13 protein-coding genes are annotated in these 16343 nt (G+C 65.1%); 7 read left to right on the forward strand and 6 right to left on the reverse strand.

Annotated features, from left to right (window positions below):
• Window positions 1–8: 8 nt before the first annotated feature.
• The 3 genes from ACEN9F_RS09045 (at window position 9) to ACEN9F_RS09055 (ending at window position 2159) form a co-directional block, all read left to right on the forward strand.
• Window positions 9–923, forward strand: a complete 915-nt coding sequence (locus ACEN9F_RS09045; RefSeq protein ID WP_413419699.1) for a LysR family transcriptional regulator — start codon at window positions 9–11, stop codon at window positions 921–923.
• Between the two features lie 77 nt (window positions 924–1000).
• Window positions 1001–1552: an FMN-dependent NADH-azoreductase gene (locus tag ACEN9F_RS09050; RefSeq protein ID WP_413419700.1), complete on the forward strand. Its 552-nt coding sequence runs from the start codon at window positions 1001–1003 to the stop codon at window positions 1550–1552.
• 34 nt (window positions 1553–1586) lie between these two features.
• Window positions 1587–2159, forward strand: coding sequence for a gamma-glutamylcyclotransferase (locus tag ACEN9F_RS09055; RefSeq protein WP_413419701.1), 573 nt, complete (start codon window positions 1587–1589; stop codon window positions 2157–2159).
• On the opposite strand, the gene ACEN9F_RS09060 is transcribed toward ACEN9F_RS09055, so the two are convergent.
• Window positions 2156–2830, reverse strand: a complete 675-nt coding sequence (locus tag ACEN9F_RS09060) for a TetR family transcriptional regulator (protein WP_413419702.1) — start codon at window positions 2828–2830, stop codon at window positions 2156–2158. The genes ACEN9F_RS09055 and ACEN9F_RS09060 overlap by 4 nt on opposite strands.
• Window positions 2831–2863: 33 nt before the next feature.
• Between ACEN9F_RS09060 and ACEN9F_RS09065 the strand changes: the two genes are divergently transcribed.
• Window positions 2864–3529, forward strand: coding sequence for an O-methyltransferase (locus tag ACEN9F_RS09065; protein ID WP_413419703.1), 666 nt, complete (start codon window positions 2864–2866; stop codon window positions 3527–3529).
• Window positions 3530–3592: 63 nt separating this feature from the next.
• Here ACEN9F_RS09065 and ACEN9F_RS09070 read toward each other — a convergent pair whose 3' ends face one another.
• Window positions 3593–4714 (reverse strand): PA0069 family radical SAM protein, encoded by a 1122-nt coding sequence (locus ACEN9F_RS09070; protein WP_413419704.1) that lies wholly within the window; start codon window positions 4712–4714, stop codon window positions 3593–3595.
• A 262-nt stretch (window positions 4715–4976) separates the two neighbouring features.
• Here ACEN9F_RS09070 and ACEN9F_RS09075 point away from each other — a divergent pair, with 262 nt between their 5' ends.
• Genes ACEN9F_RS09075 through ACEN9F_RS09085 form a run of 3 tightly spaced genes read left to right on the forward strand, consistent with a single transcriptional unit; the run spans window position 4977 to window position 10287 of the window.
• Complete coding sequence (locus ACEN9F_RS09075) at window positions 4977–5591, forward strand: DUF2760 domain-containing protein (RefSeq protein WP_413419705.1); 615 nt, start codon at window positions 4977–4979, stop codon at window positions 5589–5591.
• Window positions 5588–7432, forward strand: a complete 1845-nt coding sequence (locus ACEN9F_RS09080) for an Hsp70 family protein (protein ID WP_413419706.1) — start codon at window positions 5588–5590, stop codon at window positions 7430–7432. The genes ACEN9F_RS09075 and ACEN9F_RS09080 overlap by 4 nt, the downstream gene beginning before the upstream one ends.
• Complete coding sequence (locus ACEN9F_RS09085; RefSeq protein ID WP_413419707.1) at window positions 7429–10287, forward strand: Hsp70 family protein; 2859 nt, start codon at window positions 7429–7431, stop codon at window positions 10285–10287. Before ACEN9F_RS09080 ends, ACEN9F_RS09085 begins: the two co-directional genes overlap by 4 nt.
• A gap of 44 nt (window positions 10288–10331) precedes the next feature.
• On the opposite strand, the gene ACEN9F_RS09090 is transcribed toward ACEN9F_RS09085, so the two are convergent.
• From ACEN9F_RS09090 to tssH, 4 genes are all read right to left on the reverse strand, one after another.
• Window positions 10332–11015, reverse strand: coding sequence for a tRNA-uridine aminocarboxypropyltransferase (locus ACEN9F_RS09090; protein WP_413419708.1), 684 nt, complete (start codon window positions 11013–11015; stop codon window positions 10332–10334).
• A 30-nt stretch (window positions 11016–11045) separates the two neighbouring features.
• On the reverse strand, window positions 11046–12761 hold the full coding sequence (locus ACEN9F_RS09095) for a methyl-accepting chemotaxis protein (RefSeq protein ID WP_413419709.1): 1716 nt from the start codon (window positions 12759–12761) through the stop codon (window positions 11046–11048).
• A 103-nt stretch (window positions 12762–12864) separates the two neighbouring features.
• Window positions 12865–13722: a type VI secretion system protein TssA gene (gene tssA, locus ACEN9F_RS09100; protein ID WP_413419710.1), complete on the reverse strand. Its 858-nt coding sequence runs from the start codon at window positions 13720–13722 to the stop codon at window positions 12865–12867.
• A gap of 9 nt (window positions 13723–13731) precedes the next feature.
• Window positions 13732–16341, reverse strand: coding sequence for a type VI secretion system ATPase TssH (gene tssH / locus ACEN9F_RS09105; RefSeq protein ID WP_413419711.1), 2610 nt, complete (start codon window positions 16339–16341; stop codon window positions 13732–13734).
• Window positions 16342–16343: the final 2 nt, after the last annotated feature.

Here is a 16343-nt window from a genome sequence, read left to right on the forward strand (position 1 = left end):
ATTTCCTCATGAATCCTAGTTTGCGGCAAATGCGCGCCTTGGTGGCGCTGGCCAAGACCGGCAGCTTTACGCTGGCGGCCGACCATCTTAATGTGACGCAATCCGCGCTCAGCGGCCAGATCAAGGAGCTGGAGCAGATGCTGGGCGTGCGTGTCGTCGAGCGTACCACGCGCAAGACGCAGCTGTCGGAGCTCGGGCGCGAACTGTATCCGCTGTTCGATAAGATGCTGCAGGACCTGGACCGCGCCATGGCCGACATCGCCAGCCGCAAGGCGCTCAAGCAGGGATCGGTGCGGGTGGCGGCGCCGCAGATGCTGTCCTGCACCCTGTTGCCGGAGGCGATCGCGGCCTATCACGCGCAATATCCGGACGTGCAGGTGCGGCTGGCCGACAGCCCGGTCGAGCAGGTATCGGCGCGGGTCTTCAGCGGCGAGGCCGACTTCGGCATCGGACCGGAGCGCGACGCCACCGCCGAGATCGAGGCGCAGCCGCTGTTCGAGATGCCGTTTGTGGTGGTCTACCCGCCGGGGCATGCGCTGGACCAGCGCGAGCGCATCACCTGGACCGACGTCAGCGCGTTTCCGTTCATCGCCTTGCAGGGGCAGTTCACCGAGCGCCTGCTGCGCGACATGCACGTGTCGTTCCGCGAACTGTCGCTCAGCCCGCACAACGAGGTGACCTTCATGACCACCGCGCTGGCGATGGTGCACGCGCGGCTGGGCATCACCGTCTGCCTGCCCTATGCGGAAAAAATGGTGCAGCTGTATGGCTTGCAGATGCGGCCGCTGGAAGCGCCGGCGCTGACCCGGCGCTTCTTCGTCTACACCCGCAATGCGCGGGCGCTGTCGCCGGCGGCCGAGAGTTTCGTGGCTTTCTTGCAAGAGTTTGTCGCTGCCCACGAATGGAATGTGCCGGCAACATGATATTCTTGCCACTTGTAAAAATTTGTTGCACTTAATCTATTGTCGTAGAGAATGTTGCATGTGTATGCTGTGCGGCTATGAATATCCTGCACATCGATTCCTGCGCCCTCGGCGACCATAGCGCCTCGCGCCAGTACACCGCCGCCGTCATCACGCAACTGACGGCCGAGCACCCGCAAGCCACCTTTTTCTATCGCGACCTGGCCGCGGCGCCCTTGTCGCATGCCAGCGGCCCGCTGCTGCAAGTGCTAAGCCAGCGCTGGGACGCCACCATTCCCATGAGCGCGGAACTGCGCGCCGAAGCCTTGCAGAGCGCCTCGCTGCTGCAAGAATTCCATGACGCCGATATCGTCGTCATTGGTGCGCCCTTGCACAACTTCTCCATCCCATCGACGCTGAAGGCGTGGATGGACCGCTTGCTGGAATTGCAGGCGACCAGCGCTCGCGGCGGCAGCATGCACGTGATACTGGTGACCTCGGGTTGCACCGAAACGCCGATGGACGACCTGTTGGCCAATCACGAAACGCAACTGAAGGCCGCCTTCAAGACCCTCGGCATCACCCGGCTGGATGTGGTGCGCAACAACGCCGACCTGCTGCAAACAGGGGAGATAAAAGCCGCCGCATGATGTTAGCGCTAACGATGTTTTATAATTGAGCATCATGACCGCAGACACCATCACCATCAATCAAATGATGGACCAGTTCGACGGCCACCACAGCGTTTGGCTGTTCGGCTACGGCTCCTTGATCTACAAGGCGGACTTCCCCTACCTGCAACGTCGTCCAGCCAGCATCGCCGGCTGGACGCGGCGTTTCTGGCAAGGCTCGCACGACCATCGCGGCACGCCGGACGCACCGGGCCGCGTGGTGACCATCATCGAAGAAACCGGCGCCATCTGCCACGGCATGGCTTACCTGATCACGCCGGAAGTCTTCGCGCACCTGGATCACCGCGAAAAGAACGGCTACCTGCGGCTGGCCATCGCCATCGCGTTTGAAGACGGCGACCAGGTCGAAGGCCTGGTCTACATCGCCACGCCGGACAACACCGCCTTCCTCGGCGCCGCCTCCGAGCAGGAGATCGCCCGGCATATCGCCCGCTCCGCCGGTCCTAGCGGACCGAACAGCGACTACCTCAACCATCTGGCCACCGCGCTGCGCGAGCTGGGCCGGCACGACCAGCATGTGTTCGAGATCGAGCGCCACCTGGCCGGACTGAAAGACAGCGCCTAAGCTTCCAGGCTGGCGAGATAGGCGCACAGCATGTCCGCCAGCGCTTCGGAATAAGCGTGCGTCTCCGCCGGCGTGCGGGGGCTCTCCGAAAATTGTTTGCCGACCGCGCCGAAGGTGGTCACGATCAAGTCGCCGGCCAATGCGCGCACGCCTTCGGAAGACGATGGCAAGGCTTCCCGCATGAATACCTGGATGATCTGGTCGATCGCCGAGCGCGCCTCGTGGGCTTCGGGCGTATCGCGGTAGAACGGCGCGGCGTCGTTGAGCGCCGTCCGGATTTCCGCCTCTTCACATTCTGATTGAAGAAAAGCATGCACCAGCTTGCGGAGCCGGTCCGGCGGCGGTTTCTGCGCATCCTGCAGGATATTGATCAGCATCTCCGTGGTCTGGCGCCATTCATCCGCCTGCAGCCGGAACAGGATGGATGCCTTGTTCGGGAAGTACTGGTACACCGATCCCACGCTCACGCCGGCACGTTCCGCCACCCGCGTCGTGGTGAAACGCCGCACGCCCTCCTTCGCCAAAACCTGAATAGCCGCTTCGAGTATCGCGGAAACGAGGTCCGCCGAGCGCGCCTGCTTGGGCTTTCTGCGCGAGGTAATCGGGGCGTTTGGACGGTCTGTCATCGGTGCGGTCAGGAATGCGAATATGAAACGTGAAGGATTCTTCATATTATATCCCTTCTTAATTCTGAAGGAATCACCATGACAACCCTGACCACCAATCCCGTTGCATCGCTGCTGGAACGCCTGTTTGAGGACGCCGACGCGGTGCGGATCGCCGAGATCCCGGCGCTTGCCGAGCTGTCCAAGGACGAGCAAGAGCGCCTGATGCGCAGCAAGACCGAGTACCTCAATCTCTACCACCGCCTGAAGGACGTACCGCTGCCGGTCTCGCGCCAGACCGGCGCCCTGCTCTACATGCTGGCGCGCGGTTGCGGCGCGCGAAACATCGTCGAATTCGGCACCTCGTTCGGCATCTCGACCCTGCACCTTGCAGCAGCCTTGCGCGACAACGGCGGCGGCCGCCTGATCACCAGCGAGTTCGAGCCGAGCAAGGTGGCGCGGGCGCGCGAGAACCTGGCGGCCGGTGGCCTGCTCGACCTGGTGGAAATCCGTGTCGGCGACGCGCTGGAAACGCTGCGTTCGGATCTGCCGGAGCAGATCGACTTGCTACTGCTCGACGGCGCCAAAGCGCTCTATCCCGAAATCCTCGGTCTGGTACGAAGCCGGCTGCGGCCGGGCGCACTGATCGTCGCCGACAACGCCGACTACAGCCCCGACTATCTGGCCATCGTGCGCGCGCCATCGGCGGAGTTCATGTCCGTGCCGTTCGCCGACGACGTCGAGCTGTCGATCAAGCTGGGCTGACAATTGAAGTCCCTCGGCTTGGGCCTGACGCTGCAGGCGCGCCGCGCCGGCGTGGTGGCGGCGCTAGAATAAATCCAGTTGCCCGGCGTCCGCCGCCTTGGCGCGCGCGCCCAGCGGCGGCACCACCAGCGGCCGCGTGAACTGCGACGCATCCATGTTGTGGAAGCGGCTGCCGTGGCCGGTCAGGCCGAGGCGTTCGCTGGCGATCTTGACGCGCTGGCGTATCAGCTCCGCCCACACGCCCTCGCCTTTCATGCGGGTGGCGAAGTTGCTGTCGTAGTCTTTGCCGCCGCGCATTTCGCGGATGCGGTTCATCACGCGCTGCGCCCGCTCCGGGAAGTGCGCCTCCAGCCATTGATGGAACAGCGGCGCCACTTCCCATGGCAGCCGCAGCACGGTGTAGTGGGCGCTGACGGCGCCGGCCTCCCTGACCGCTTCCAGTATCTTTTCGATGTCCGGCTCGGTGATGAAGGGGATGATGGGCGCGATGCTGACCGCCACCGGAATGCCGGCGTCGGTCAGCGTGCGTATCGTGCGCAATCGACGGGCGGGCGCGGCGGCGCGCGGCTCCAGCGTGCGCGAGATGGACGGGTCGAGCGTGGTCAGCGTGATGGCGACGCCGGCCTGCTGCTTCGCCGCCATCGCGGACAGGATGTCGATGTCGCGCTCGATCAGCGAGGACTTGGTGATCAGGCCGACCGGATGCTGGCATTCCTGCAGCACCTCCAGCACGCGGCGCGTCAGCTTGCGCTCGCGCTCGCAGGGCTGGTAGGCGTCCGTGTTGACGCCGAGCGCGATCGATTGCGGATCGTAGCCGGGCTTGGCCAGTTCGCGCCGCAGCACTTCCGGTGCGTTGACCTTGGCGAAGATCTTGCTCTCGAAATCCATGCCGGGCGACAGGCCGAGATAGCTGTGCGTGGGCCGCGCGAAGCAATAGATGCAGCCGTGCTCGCATCCCCTGTACGGATTGAGCGAGACGCTGAACGGCAAATCCGGCGAAGCGTTGCGGCTGAGGATGGATTTGCAGTATTCATCGGTGACCTGGGTCTTCCACGGCGCGGGATCGTCCTCTTCGCGCTCCCAGCCGTCGTCGTAGGCTTCGCGCGCGTTGACCTCGAACCGGCCTTGCAGGTTCGATACCGCGCCGCGCCCCTTTTGCGCCTTCAGCGACTGGGGCGGCAGCATTACTTGTTCTTGATTGTTTTCGTCATAAGACATGGCGCGGACCAAAATACTGTATATATATCCAGTATATTAGGCTTTCAAAACGCGCATATCAAGCGAAATATCAATGGAGCGGTCCGCCCGCCTTGGGAGCCGCAGGGTGTAGCTGGTATCATGCAGGGCTTCCGGGGGACCGACACTCCCCGCGCCATGCGCGCCCCCACCCCATATCGCCAGGATGCTGCCCGACGGCAGCGGCCCGGCACACCTACGCGAGTAAAACATGAACAATTCGACTCAACCATTGCCGTCTTTTTTCAGCCGGATTTCGATCGCCATCGGCGCGTTCTTCCGCGCCCTGTCCGATGCGGAATACGCCGCACGCCTGGCCCGCATCGACGATACTGTGCCGCAGCCTGCCGCAGCGCCGGTTCCTGCACCTGCACCTGCACCTGCACCTGCACCTGCGCCCGCTCCGGCCCCGGCTCCCGCGCCAGCGCCGGTCATCCTGCGCGAAGCCACGCCGGATGCCGCCCTGCAACTGCTGAGCCTGTTCCAGCGCGAAGCCCGCCTGATCGACTTCACGCAAGAAAACCTGAGCGCCTATTCCGACGCCGACATCGGCGCCGCCGCGCGCGTGGTGCATGAAGGCTGCAGCAAGGTGCTGCGCGAACACTTCACCATCGAACCGGTACGCAGCGAAGCCGAAGGCAGCCGCATCGAACTGGCGGAAGGCTTCGACGCCGCCGCCGTGCGCCTGACCGGCAACGTGGTCGGCAAGGCGCCGTTCCGCGGCGCGCTGAGCCATCGCGGCTGGCGCTCGTCCAGCGTGCGCCTGCCTAAGCTGGCCGAAGCGCACGACGCCGCCATCCTGGCCCCGGCGGAGGTGGAATTATGAGCGACCCACGCTACGCCATCGGCATCGACCTGGGCACCACGCACAGCGCGCTGTCCTATGTAGACCTGCAAGCCAGCGACGGCGAGAAAACCCGTCACGGCGTGCTGGCGATCCCGCAACTGACCGCGCCGGGCACGGTGGAAGAGCTGCCGCTGCTGCCGTCCTTCCTGTACCTGCCGCACGCGGACGAACTGGCGCCGGGCGATTTGAGCCTGCCATGGCAGCAGTCCGACGAAGAACAGGGCAGCGCGGCCGGCGAGATGGCGCGCAGCCGTGGCGCCACCACACCGATCCGCCTGGTCTCCAGCGCCAAGAGCTGGCTGAGCCACCCGGGCGTCGACCGCCGCGGTGCGCTGCTGCCGAACGACGCGCCGGAAGAAGTCACCCGCGTCTCGCCGCTGGCGGCATCGACCCGCTACCTGTCGCACCTGCGCCAAGCGTGGGAGCAGGCGTACCCCGACGCGCCGTTCGGCGAACAGGCGGTCACCGTGACGATACCCGCATCCTTCGATCCGGGCGCGCGCGAACTGACCGCCGATGCGGCGCGCGCCGCCGGCTACACCAACCTGACCTTGCTGGAAGAGCCGCAAGCGGCCTTGTACAGCTGGATCCAGGGCAGCGAAGGCCGCTGGCGCAAGGACGTCAAGCCGGGCGACATCATCCTCGTGGTGGACGTCGGCGGCGGCACCAGCGACTTCTCGCTGATCGCCGTACTGGAACGCGACGGCGTGCTGGAGCCGCACCGCATCGCGGTCGGCGACCACATCCTGCTCGGCGGCGACAATATGGACCTGGCGCTGGCCCACCTGGTCGCGCGCAAGCTGGCCGCCAACGGCACGCAGCTGGACGCATGGCAGATGCGCGCGCTGACCTATGGCTGCCGCAGCGCCAAGGAAAAACTGCTGGCCGACGCCACCGTCGAGACCTGGCCTATCGTCGTGCCGAGCCGTGGTTCGAAGCTGATCGGCGGTTCGATCCGCACCGAACTGACGCGCGATGAAGTGACGACGTTTATCCTCGACGGCTTCTTCCCTGCGGTGGACGCGGCTGCGCGTCCGGCGGTGCGCACGCGCGCAGGCCTGACGCAGCTTGGCCTGCCGTATGCGCAGGACGCGGCGGTCACGCGCCATCTGGCGGCTTTCCTGGCGCGCCAGGTCGGCGCCACCAGCGACCTGGAAGGTTACGCCGGCAAGCAAAGCGCCGATGCGACTTTCCTGCATCCGACGGCGGTGCTGTTCAACGGCGGCGTGTTCAAGTCGGACCTGCTGGCACAACGCATCATGAGCACCCTCAACGACTGGCTGTACATGGAGGGCTCGGAAGCTGCGCGCATGCTGGCCGGCGCCGACCTGGACCTGGCCGTGGCGCGCGGCGCGGCTTACTACAGCTACGTGCGTCGCGGCAGCGGCGTGCGTATTCGCGGCGGCACGGCGCGTTCGTACTACGTGGCGATCGAGTCGTCGATGCCGGCGATTCCTGGCATGGAGCCACCGATCCAGGCGCTGTGTGTGGCGCCGTTCGGCATGGAGGAAGGCAGCGAGATCGAATTGCCGAACCAGGAATTCGGCCTGGTGGTCGGCGAGCCGGTGCAGTTCCGCTTCTTCGGTTCGTCGGTACGCCGCCAGGACCAGATCGGCGACCTGCTGGACTTCTGGGGCGCCGATGAGCTGATCGAAATGAACGAGATCGAAGCCAACCTGTCGCCGGAAGGCCGCGTGGCCGGTGATGTCGTTCAGGTGCGCCTGCATGCGATGGCGACCGAGTCCGGCACGCTGGAACTGCAAGCCGTGGCCAACGACGGCCAGCGCTGGAAGGTGGAGTTCGACGTCCGCACAGCATGAGTAAATACGTTGTCAGCATCGACCTGGGCACCACCAACACGGTGATGGCCTACGCGGAAGCCGGCAGCGCCGAGATCCAGCTGTTCGACATCGAGCAGTTGACGGCGCCCGGCGAGATCGGTGCGGCGGCGTTGCTGCCCTCCTTGCGCTATCACCCGGCGCAGGGCGAACTGGCGGACGGCGACTTGCAGCTGCCGTGGCGGCAGGGCGATGTGGCCGGGCTGTCGCAGGTGGTCGTGGGCCGCCTGGCCCGCAAACTGGGCGCGCAAGTGCCTGGCCGTGTAGTGGCCAGCGCCAAGAGCTGGCTGTCGCACCCACAGGTCGACCGCATGGCGCCGATACTGCCTTGGGGCGCGGAGGCCGATGTGTCCAAGGTATCGCCGGTCGCGGCCAGCGCCTCGTACCTGGCGCATTTGCGCGGTGCCTGGAATGCGCGCTTCCCCGCGCATCCTCTCGAACAGCAGCAAATCGTTTTAACTATTCCCGCTTCGTTTGACGAAGGAGCGCGCGCACTGACGCTGGAGGCTGCGCGCATGGCAGGCCTGCCCGGCCTGCGTCTGCTGGAAGAGCCGCAAGCGGCATTCTATGACTGGCTGTTCCGCCAACGCGCGACGCTGGTGGCCGATCTGGCCGAGACACGTCTGGTGCTGGTGTGCGACGTCGGCGGCGGCACCACCGATTTCAGTTTGATCAAAGTGGAGATGATCGACGGCCAGCCGCGGATCAGCCGCATCGGCGTCGGCAATCACCTGATCCTCGGTGGCGACAATATGGACCTCGCGCTTGCGCATCTGGTCGAGTCGCGCATGGCCGCAACGGCGGGCGGCGCGGCGGAGCGTTTGTCGTCCAGTCGTCTATCGCAGCTGGCGGAGCGCTGCCGCGCGGCGAAGGAACAGTTGCTCGCGGCGGATGCGCCGGAGCGCACCACCGTCACGCTGCTCGGCTCAGGCTCGCGTCTGATCGGCGGCTCCCGCTCGACAGACCTGACGCGCGACGAAGTCTCCGCCCTCGTGGTCGATGGCTTCTTCCCTCTCAATGAAACGCGGGAGCCGGCAAAACGCGGACGTGGCGCCATCGTGGAGTTCGGCCTGCCGTATGCCAGCGACGCCGCCATCACGCGCCATCTGGCCAGCTTCCTGCAACAGCACGCATCCGCCGCGCGTGAAGCGCTTGGCCTGCCTGCGGACCATGCCGGCATTCCGGTGCCGGATACGCTGCTGCTCAACGGCGGTGTATTCCGCGCCGATGCGCTAGCGCGCAGGCTGGAGACTGTGCTGGCGCAATGGCGCGGCCAGGCACTGCGCGTTCTGCACAACGACAATCCCGATGTCGCGGTCGCGCGCGGCGGCGCCGCTTACGCGCTGGGCCAGTCCGGACTGGCGCCGGTGATCGGCGGCGGCTCGGCACGCAGCTACTTCCTGCTGCTGGACGACGAAGCCCGCGCGGACAAGCCGCGCCGCGCCGTCTGCATCCTGCCGCGCGGCAGCCTGGAAAATCGCGAGATCCTGCTGGCCGACCGCAGCTTCGCATTGCGTCTCGGCCGGCCGGTACGCTTCCACCTGGCATCCTCGATCTCCGACGTGGCAGCGCCGCAGGCCGGAGAACTGATCGACCTGCAGCCGGGCGACTATGTCCAGCTGCCCCCCATCGCCACCGTCCTGCGAGACAGCGGCGCCGCCGGCGCACGCAAGGAAATACCGGTACAGCTGGCTGCTTCGCTCAGCGAAGTCGGCACGCTGGAAGTCCATTGTGTATCCAGCGAAGACGCGCAGCGCTGGCTGCTGGAGTTCCAGCTGCGCGGCGACGCGGCGCCTCCGGACAACGACGATGCGGCGATGCCGGCGGGCCTGGCCGCCGCCATCGAAAAGATCGACCGCATCTTCGGCAGCCGCGCACAGCAAGTTGAACTGAAAGAAGTCAAGCAGCTGCGTGCACAACTCGAACATCTGCTGGGCAGCCGCGAAAGCTGGCACACGCCGCTGCTGCGCCGGTTGTTTGACGCGCTGATGGAACGCGCCAAGGGCCGCCGGCGCTCGTCGGAGCACGAACGCGCATGGTTCAACCTGAGCGGCTACTGTCTGCGTCCCGGTTTCGGCCACACGCTGGACGAATGGCGCATCGAACAGCTATGGGCGATGTATGAAACCGGCGTCCAGCATCACAAGGACGGTCAGGTGTGCGCCGAATGGTGGACGCTGTGGCGCCGCGTGGCCGGAGGCTTGAACGTCGAAGCGCAGCTGCGCGTGCTGGACGATTTCGCCTTCAATGTACAGGCCGACGCGCAGGAACGCGGACGCCGTCCCGTCACGCTGGTCAACGGCAGCGACGAAGACATGCTGCGCCTGGGTGCATCGCTGGAACGCATCCCTGGCAACTACAAAGCCGAAATCGGCGCGTGGATGCTGAGTCAATTGGAAGTGGCCAACAAGGCGGCCGGCAAAGCCGCTGCCAACAAGACCCGCACCGGCGCCACCGATGCCGCCAGGGCCGAAGCCGCGCAAGGCCGCTTCTTGTGGGGCCTGAGCCGCGTCGGCGCGCGCCAGCCCTTCCACGGCAGCGCGCATGATGTGGTGGAGACGGCCGTCGTCGAACAATGGCTGGACGCGATACTGGCGCTGGACTGGAAGAAGGTCGAGCCGGCCGGCTTCGCCGCATCCCACCTGGCGCGGATGACCGGCGACCGCTCGCGCGACATCAACGAAACGCTACGCGCAGAAGTGCTGCGCCGCCTGTCCGCCGTCGGCGCCCCCGCCAACTGGAGCGAGATGGTACGCGAAGTCGTGCAGCTCGATCAAGCCGACGAAAAGCGCATGCTAGGCGACGCCCTCCCCCCCGGCCTCAAACTGATCGCTTAAAACATCGGTGTCAGTGCCGACATTCGGACACGGACAGAGCCATATTACTGAGGAGCTCGTGTCCGAATGTCGGCACTGACACCGGGGGTGTAGCTCGCCTGCTGGGCGACAAAGCCGTCGAAGGCTTCGATCAGCGGGTTGAATCTGTGTTCGTCGTTTTCCAATTGCGCGAGCGCGTAGACCGTGGCTTCCAGCGTCGAGAGCTGGTCCGGCAGGTGCGCTTTGCGGATCAGGTAGTGCGATGGCGGCGTGTCGCGCAGCGGCAGGCGCGGTAAGGCTTGCAGCATCGGATTCAAATACAGCATCTTGCGGCTCTTGCGCCATGTGCCGTCCAACACCACCAATCGCAAACCCTGCGGATCGCTCAGCCATGCTGAATCGAAAGGCTGAGGCGTGACCAAGCCCAGCGATTTGTCGGCCGCCGTATCCGGGTAGAGCAGCACGCTGCGGCGATCAGGCGATAACAGTTCCTGCAGGCGTTCGGCGCCGAACGCCTCTCCCACTTCCAGTCGGCTGCAAGCCAGGCTGAGATGCAGCAACCGCGCGCTGCCCTTGGCGTTGCTGACTTCCATGGGATGCTGCAGGATCAATACTTCCACTTGATTGGACAACGCCGTCACCCAGCGGCAGATGCAGGTCTGCTGCGGGCGCAGGCACGCGGCGCATTGCGGCCGGGTGGGTCGTGGATGGGTCGGCGCGGCGTCGGCGCTGTCGGTGCTGGTCGTCATGGACGCCATTGTACCGAAGCGCCTCCGTGCTTAGAACTCTTCCCAGTCTCCGTCCGCAGTGGTGGCGGCGGTCTCGCGCTTGGCGGCTGGCTTGCTGGCGATTCTGGCGGCAGGTGCCGCGACCGCGACCGCAGCCGGACGACGCGGCAACGCCGCGGTACGCACCGGTGCACGCGACAAGGCGGGCGGCTTCGGCGGCAAGCTGGCTTCGTCGATCTTGAATACGCTGACGACATCCGCCAGCTTGGCCGACTGCTCCTGCATCGATTCCGCCGCCGCAGCGGCCTGCTCGACCAGCGCCGCATTCTGCTGCGTGACCTGGTCCATCTGCGTGATCGCGTCGTTGACTTGCGCGATGCCGATGCTTTGTTCTTCGCTGGCGTTGCTGATCTGGGTCATGATCTGCGTGACGCGGCTGATGCTTTGCACGATTTCATCCATCGTTTGGCCGGCCTTGCCGACCAGTTCCGAACCCAACGCCACTTTCTCCACGGAGTCGTTGATCAAGCCCTTGATGTCCTTCGCGGCGGATGCCGAACGCTGCGCCAGATTGCGCACCTCGGATGCCACAACCGCGAAGCCGCGCCCCTGCTCGCCGGCGCGCGCAGCTTCCACCGCCGCATTCAGGGCCAGGATATTGGTCTGGAAGGCGATACCGTCGATGACCGAAATAATGTCGACGATCTTGCGCGACGATTCGTTGATCGATCCCATTGTATTGACCACCTCGCCCACCACCGAACCGCCACGGCTGGCGATCTCCGATGCATTGATTGCCAGCTCGTTGGCCTGGCGCGCATTCTCGGCGTTGAAGCGCACGGTCGATGTCAGCTCTTCCATCGACGACGCGGTCTCCTCCAGCGAACTGGCTTGCTGCTCGGTGCGCGACGACAGGTCCTGGTTGCCGGCGGCGATCTCGGTCGACGCGGTGGCCATCAGATCGGTGCCGTTGCGTACCTGGCCGACGATGTTGACCAGGTTGGCGTTCATGGTCTTGAGCGCGTGCATCAACTTGCCGGTTTCGTCGTTGCTGTTGACCTGTATGTCGCTGGTCAAGTCGCCCGACGATACCGTCTCCGCCACTTTCACCGCTTCGTTGATCGGCTGCGTGATGGTGCGCGTGATCCACCAGGCCGCGCCGATGCCCATCACGATCGCCGCCACGCCCAGCATGATCAGCAGCATGCGACCGCTCTTGTATTGCTGTTGAATGTCGACGGCGGCAGCGTCCAGCAACGCTTCCTGTTTCTCGGTGAAGGCTTTGAGCGCGGCCAGGTAGCGGATGCGGCTCTGGGTCATGTCGCCTTCATAGATCTTGCGGCCGGTGTCCAGGTCGCCGGCATTCTTGGCCGCGAAGACCGCCTTACGGAACTCGGTGTAGGTTTTGCGCGTGTCCAGCACCTGCTTGAACAAGGGCTTGAGTTCTTCGTTGTCGATGGAGGCGCCGATCTGGTCCTGGATCTGCGTGGCGCGGCCGGACGATTCGGCCATCAGCCCTTCGAGCTTTTTCTGGTCGGCCGCATCGCCGACCATCCATGCGCCGGTGGTGCGCGCCGCGTTGACCTCGATGATCTTGCCCCACTCCGCAGTCAGGCGCTCGTCGCGGATTTTCACGTTGATCATTTCATCGGTCATCGCGCTGGCACTGCTGAGACGCAGGATGCCGATCACCGTCATCGCCGTCAGCAGCAGCAAGATGAGGGAGAAGCCGAAACCCAGACGCGTACCGATCTTCAGATTATTCATGGCGGACCCCTAGCTTAAAAGTCTGTTTTGTCCAGTTCATGCTAGCACTATTTGTCCACAATCTATAGCTTGAAAAGAAAGATTCCGCGCTGCAATGCAGCAATCAGCCGCCTGCGGCGTGCGCCCCGAGCAGCTCTTCGACGCCGGCGATGGCCGCCGGATCCTTGATGACCGCACGCAGCCAGACATGCAAAGGCATGTCGCCCCAACTCGCGGCTTTGTCGGCCAGGTAGGCAACTGGACTGTGCGGTTCGGTGCGACGGAAGAAATCCGCTACCAGCCGTAGCTGAAGCAGGGCTTGGGCGCGATTTTGCGGCGCGCCGCCGAACGCGATGGTAACGTTGCCAACGGCCGCATCGGCGACAGGAGCCAAGACGGCTGCGCCGCCCGATGGGGTCAGGCTGCGGACCACGGATTGCACGGCATCCCTGGCCGCGCTGAATCCCGGGCCGTCGGCGCCTAGTTGTTTATCTACCACGCACTCCAGCTCCGAAAGCATGGCCAGGCAGTATTCCGCATCGGCCAGTTGCGCATCCCGCACTTCCTGGACCAGCGCCGGCGTGCGAGATAACAGCAGCCACGACAAGTTGCCGGTACGCTGATCATAGTCGCCTTCATCGGCCAGCGGATACAGGCCGTCCCAATAGTGCTCGCACAGGCCGGCCAACACCGCGTAGCCGTCGCCAAGGCCGCGCAAGCCGCGCGTCCTGGCCTCGGCTTCGGCCAGCCACACCGCCAGCCGCAAGTCCTTGCTGCGCGATTCGATCATGGCTGCACAGCGGCCGGCGACGAAGTTCCAGTCCGCCTCCTTCAGCGTGGCCACCCATGCGCCCTGGTCCAGCGTGGGATCGTCGTACAGGCGCGCCTGCGCGATCTGGTCTACCTCGCTGCTGAAGGACAGGTCTTCGCCGCAGGGTAGTCCGGCGCTGATGGGGAGCAGCAGTTGCGCGATGCTGAGCATGGCGGCCTCCTATTTGATCGTATATTTGAACTGGCCCCTGGCGTTCGCGCCGACCTTGATCCGGGCGATCGCCGCCCCGTGCGCCATCTTCTCCAGCACAGCCGCCGCGATTTCCGGCAGCAGCGTGCCATTGAGGATGTGGTCGACATTGCGGGCACCGGAATCGACCTCGGTGCAACGCGCCAGCACCGCGTCGACCAGCGCATCGTCCCAGGCAAATTCCGCATGATGGTGGTCGCGGATGCGCTGGCCGATACGCGCCAGCTTAAGGACGATGATCTGCGCCAGCACGTCATCCGGTATCGGGTAGTACGGCACTACTTTCAATCGGCCGAGGAAGGCCGGCTTGAAGTGCTTGATCAGTTGAGGGCGCAGCAGCGGCTCCAGCTCCTCGGCCGGCGGCGGTTCCCGGTTCAGGCAGGCCTGCATGATGGCGGCCGATCCGGCGTTCGAGGTGGCGATGATGATGGTATTGCGGAAGTCGATTTCGCGCCCTTCGGCATCGTCCATCATGCCCTTGTCGAAGACCTGGAAGAACAACTCTGTCACGTCAGGGTGGGCCTTCTCGATCTCGTCGAGCAGCACCACGCTGTAGGGATTGCGGCGCACCGCTTCGGTCAGCACGCCGCCCTGGCCATACCCGACGTAACCCGGCGGCGAGCCTTTCAGGCCCGAGACACTATGCGCCTCCTGGTATTCGCTCATATTGATGGTCAGGAGCTTGCGCTCGCCGCCGTACAGCAAATCGGCCAGCGCCAGCGCGGTCTCGGTCTTGCCGACGCCGGACGGGCCGACGAACAGGAATACGCCTTGGGGTTTGTTCGGGTCGTCCAGGTTGGCGCGCGCAGTACGCACGCGCTGCGCCACGGCGGCGATGGCGTGCGGCTGGCCGAGTATGCGGGTCTGCAAAGCGTCCTGCAGATTGAGGATGGTACGGATCTCGTCCTTGACCATCCTCCCCAAGGGGATGCCGGTCCAGCCGGAGACGATGGCCGCCACCGTTGCGGCATCGACTTCCACCGGCACCATCGGCATGTCGCCCTGTAGCGCCGCCAGCTCCTCCTTGAGCGCGCGGATCCCGGCAGCGCCGCTGTTCTCCGCGCGCAGGCGCGCAATTGCGGCGACGATGGACTGTTCGCGTCGCCACGTTTCGCTGTGCGCCGTGTGGCCGGCTTGCAGGTCCGCGCGCACTTCGGCGAGCTGAAGCAGCCGACGGTTTCGGGCCGATGACACGCCATCGGCTTCCTCCTCGCGCCTGAGTGCCGCGATCTCGGCATCCATGCGTTCCATCTCCCTGGCAGAGAATTCGATCAACGCCGGCGTGCCGCTTTGCGCCAGCGCCACGCGGGCGCAGGCCGTATCGAGCACGCTGACCGCCTTGTCCGGGAGTTGGCGTCCGCTGATATAGCGGTGCGACAGCCGTACGGCTTCCGTCAGCGCCTCGTCGCGGATGCGGATGCCGAAGTGGCGCTCCATCAGCGGCGCCATCGCGCGCAGCATGGCGCTGGCGATATCCTCGCTGGGTTCTTCCACCTTGACCACCTGGAAGCGCCGCGCCAGCGCGGCATCCTTCTCGAAGTACTTCTTGTATTCGCTCCAGGTGGTGGCCGCGATGGTACGCAACTCGCCGCGCGCCAGCGCCGGCTTGAGCAAGTTGGCGGCGTCGTTCTGACCCACCGTACCGCCCGCGCCTATCATCGTGTGCGCCTCGTCGATAAACAGGACGATGCCGTGCGGGCTTTGCTTGACCTCGTCGATGACGTTCTTCAGGCGATTCTCGAACTCGCCCTTGACGCTGGCCCCAGCCTGCAGCAGGCCCATGTCCAGCGAGCGTATCTCCACGCCGCGCAGCACTTCCGGAACGTCTTCCGCAGCGATGCGGATGGCCAGCCCTTCCACCACCGCCGTCTTGCCCACGCCCGCCTCTCCTGTGAGGATGGGGTTGTTCTGCCGGCGCCGCAGCAGGATGTCGATCAGCTGGCGGATCTCCACCTCGCGGCCGATCACGGGATCGAGCTTGCCCTCTCTCGCAAGCTTCGTCAGGCTGGTGGTGTATTGATCCAGCGCCGGCGTGCGCGCGCCGCCCTGCTGCGCCATGTCGGCAAGCGGTGCGGCGGTGGTTGCGGAGGCTGCGGCCGTTTCTTCCTGCGAGCCATGCGTGTATTTCTCCAGTTTGTGTTTGACTTCATCGATCGGAATCTGCGCAAACAGCAGCGACGCGCGCTGCGCCAGCTGGGCCAGATCCGGAGCCGTCAACAGCGCCACCAGCAGATGGCCGCTGCGGATGCGGTCGGGCTGGAGCGTCGCCAGCGAGGCAATCAGCCATGCATGCTCCAGCAGCAGCGGCAGATGGCGCGAGAACACCGGCGTGCGCGTGCTGCCCGTCTTGAATTGGCTAACCTCCCGGTGCAGGTCCGCCTCCAGCGCATCGACGCTGATACCGCAGGCGCGCACGATCAGCGCCGCATCGCAGCGTTCCTGCTCCAGCAACGCCAGGAACAGGTGTTCGACCTCCACCTCGTACTGCCCCAGCGCCACGCAGATGCTGGCGGCGCGGGTGGCGGCCAGGCGACTGGTGTCATTCAGCTTGCCAATCAGGGTTTTCAGATTGAGATTCATAT

This window comes from Duganella sp. CT11-25 (genome assembly GCF_047302815.1).
In the GTDB taxonomy this organism is placed as follows: domain Bacteria; phylum Pseudomonadota; class Gammaproteobacteria; order Burkholderiales; family Burkholderiaceae_D; genus Rugamonas.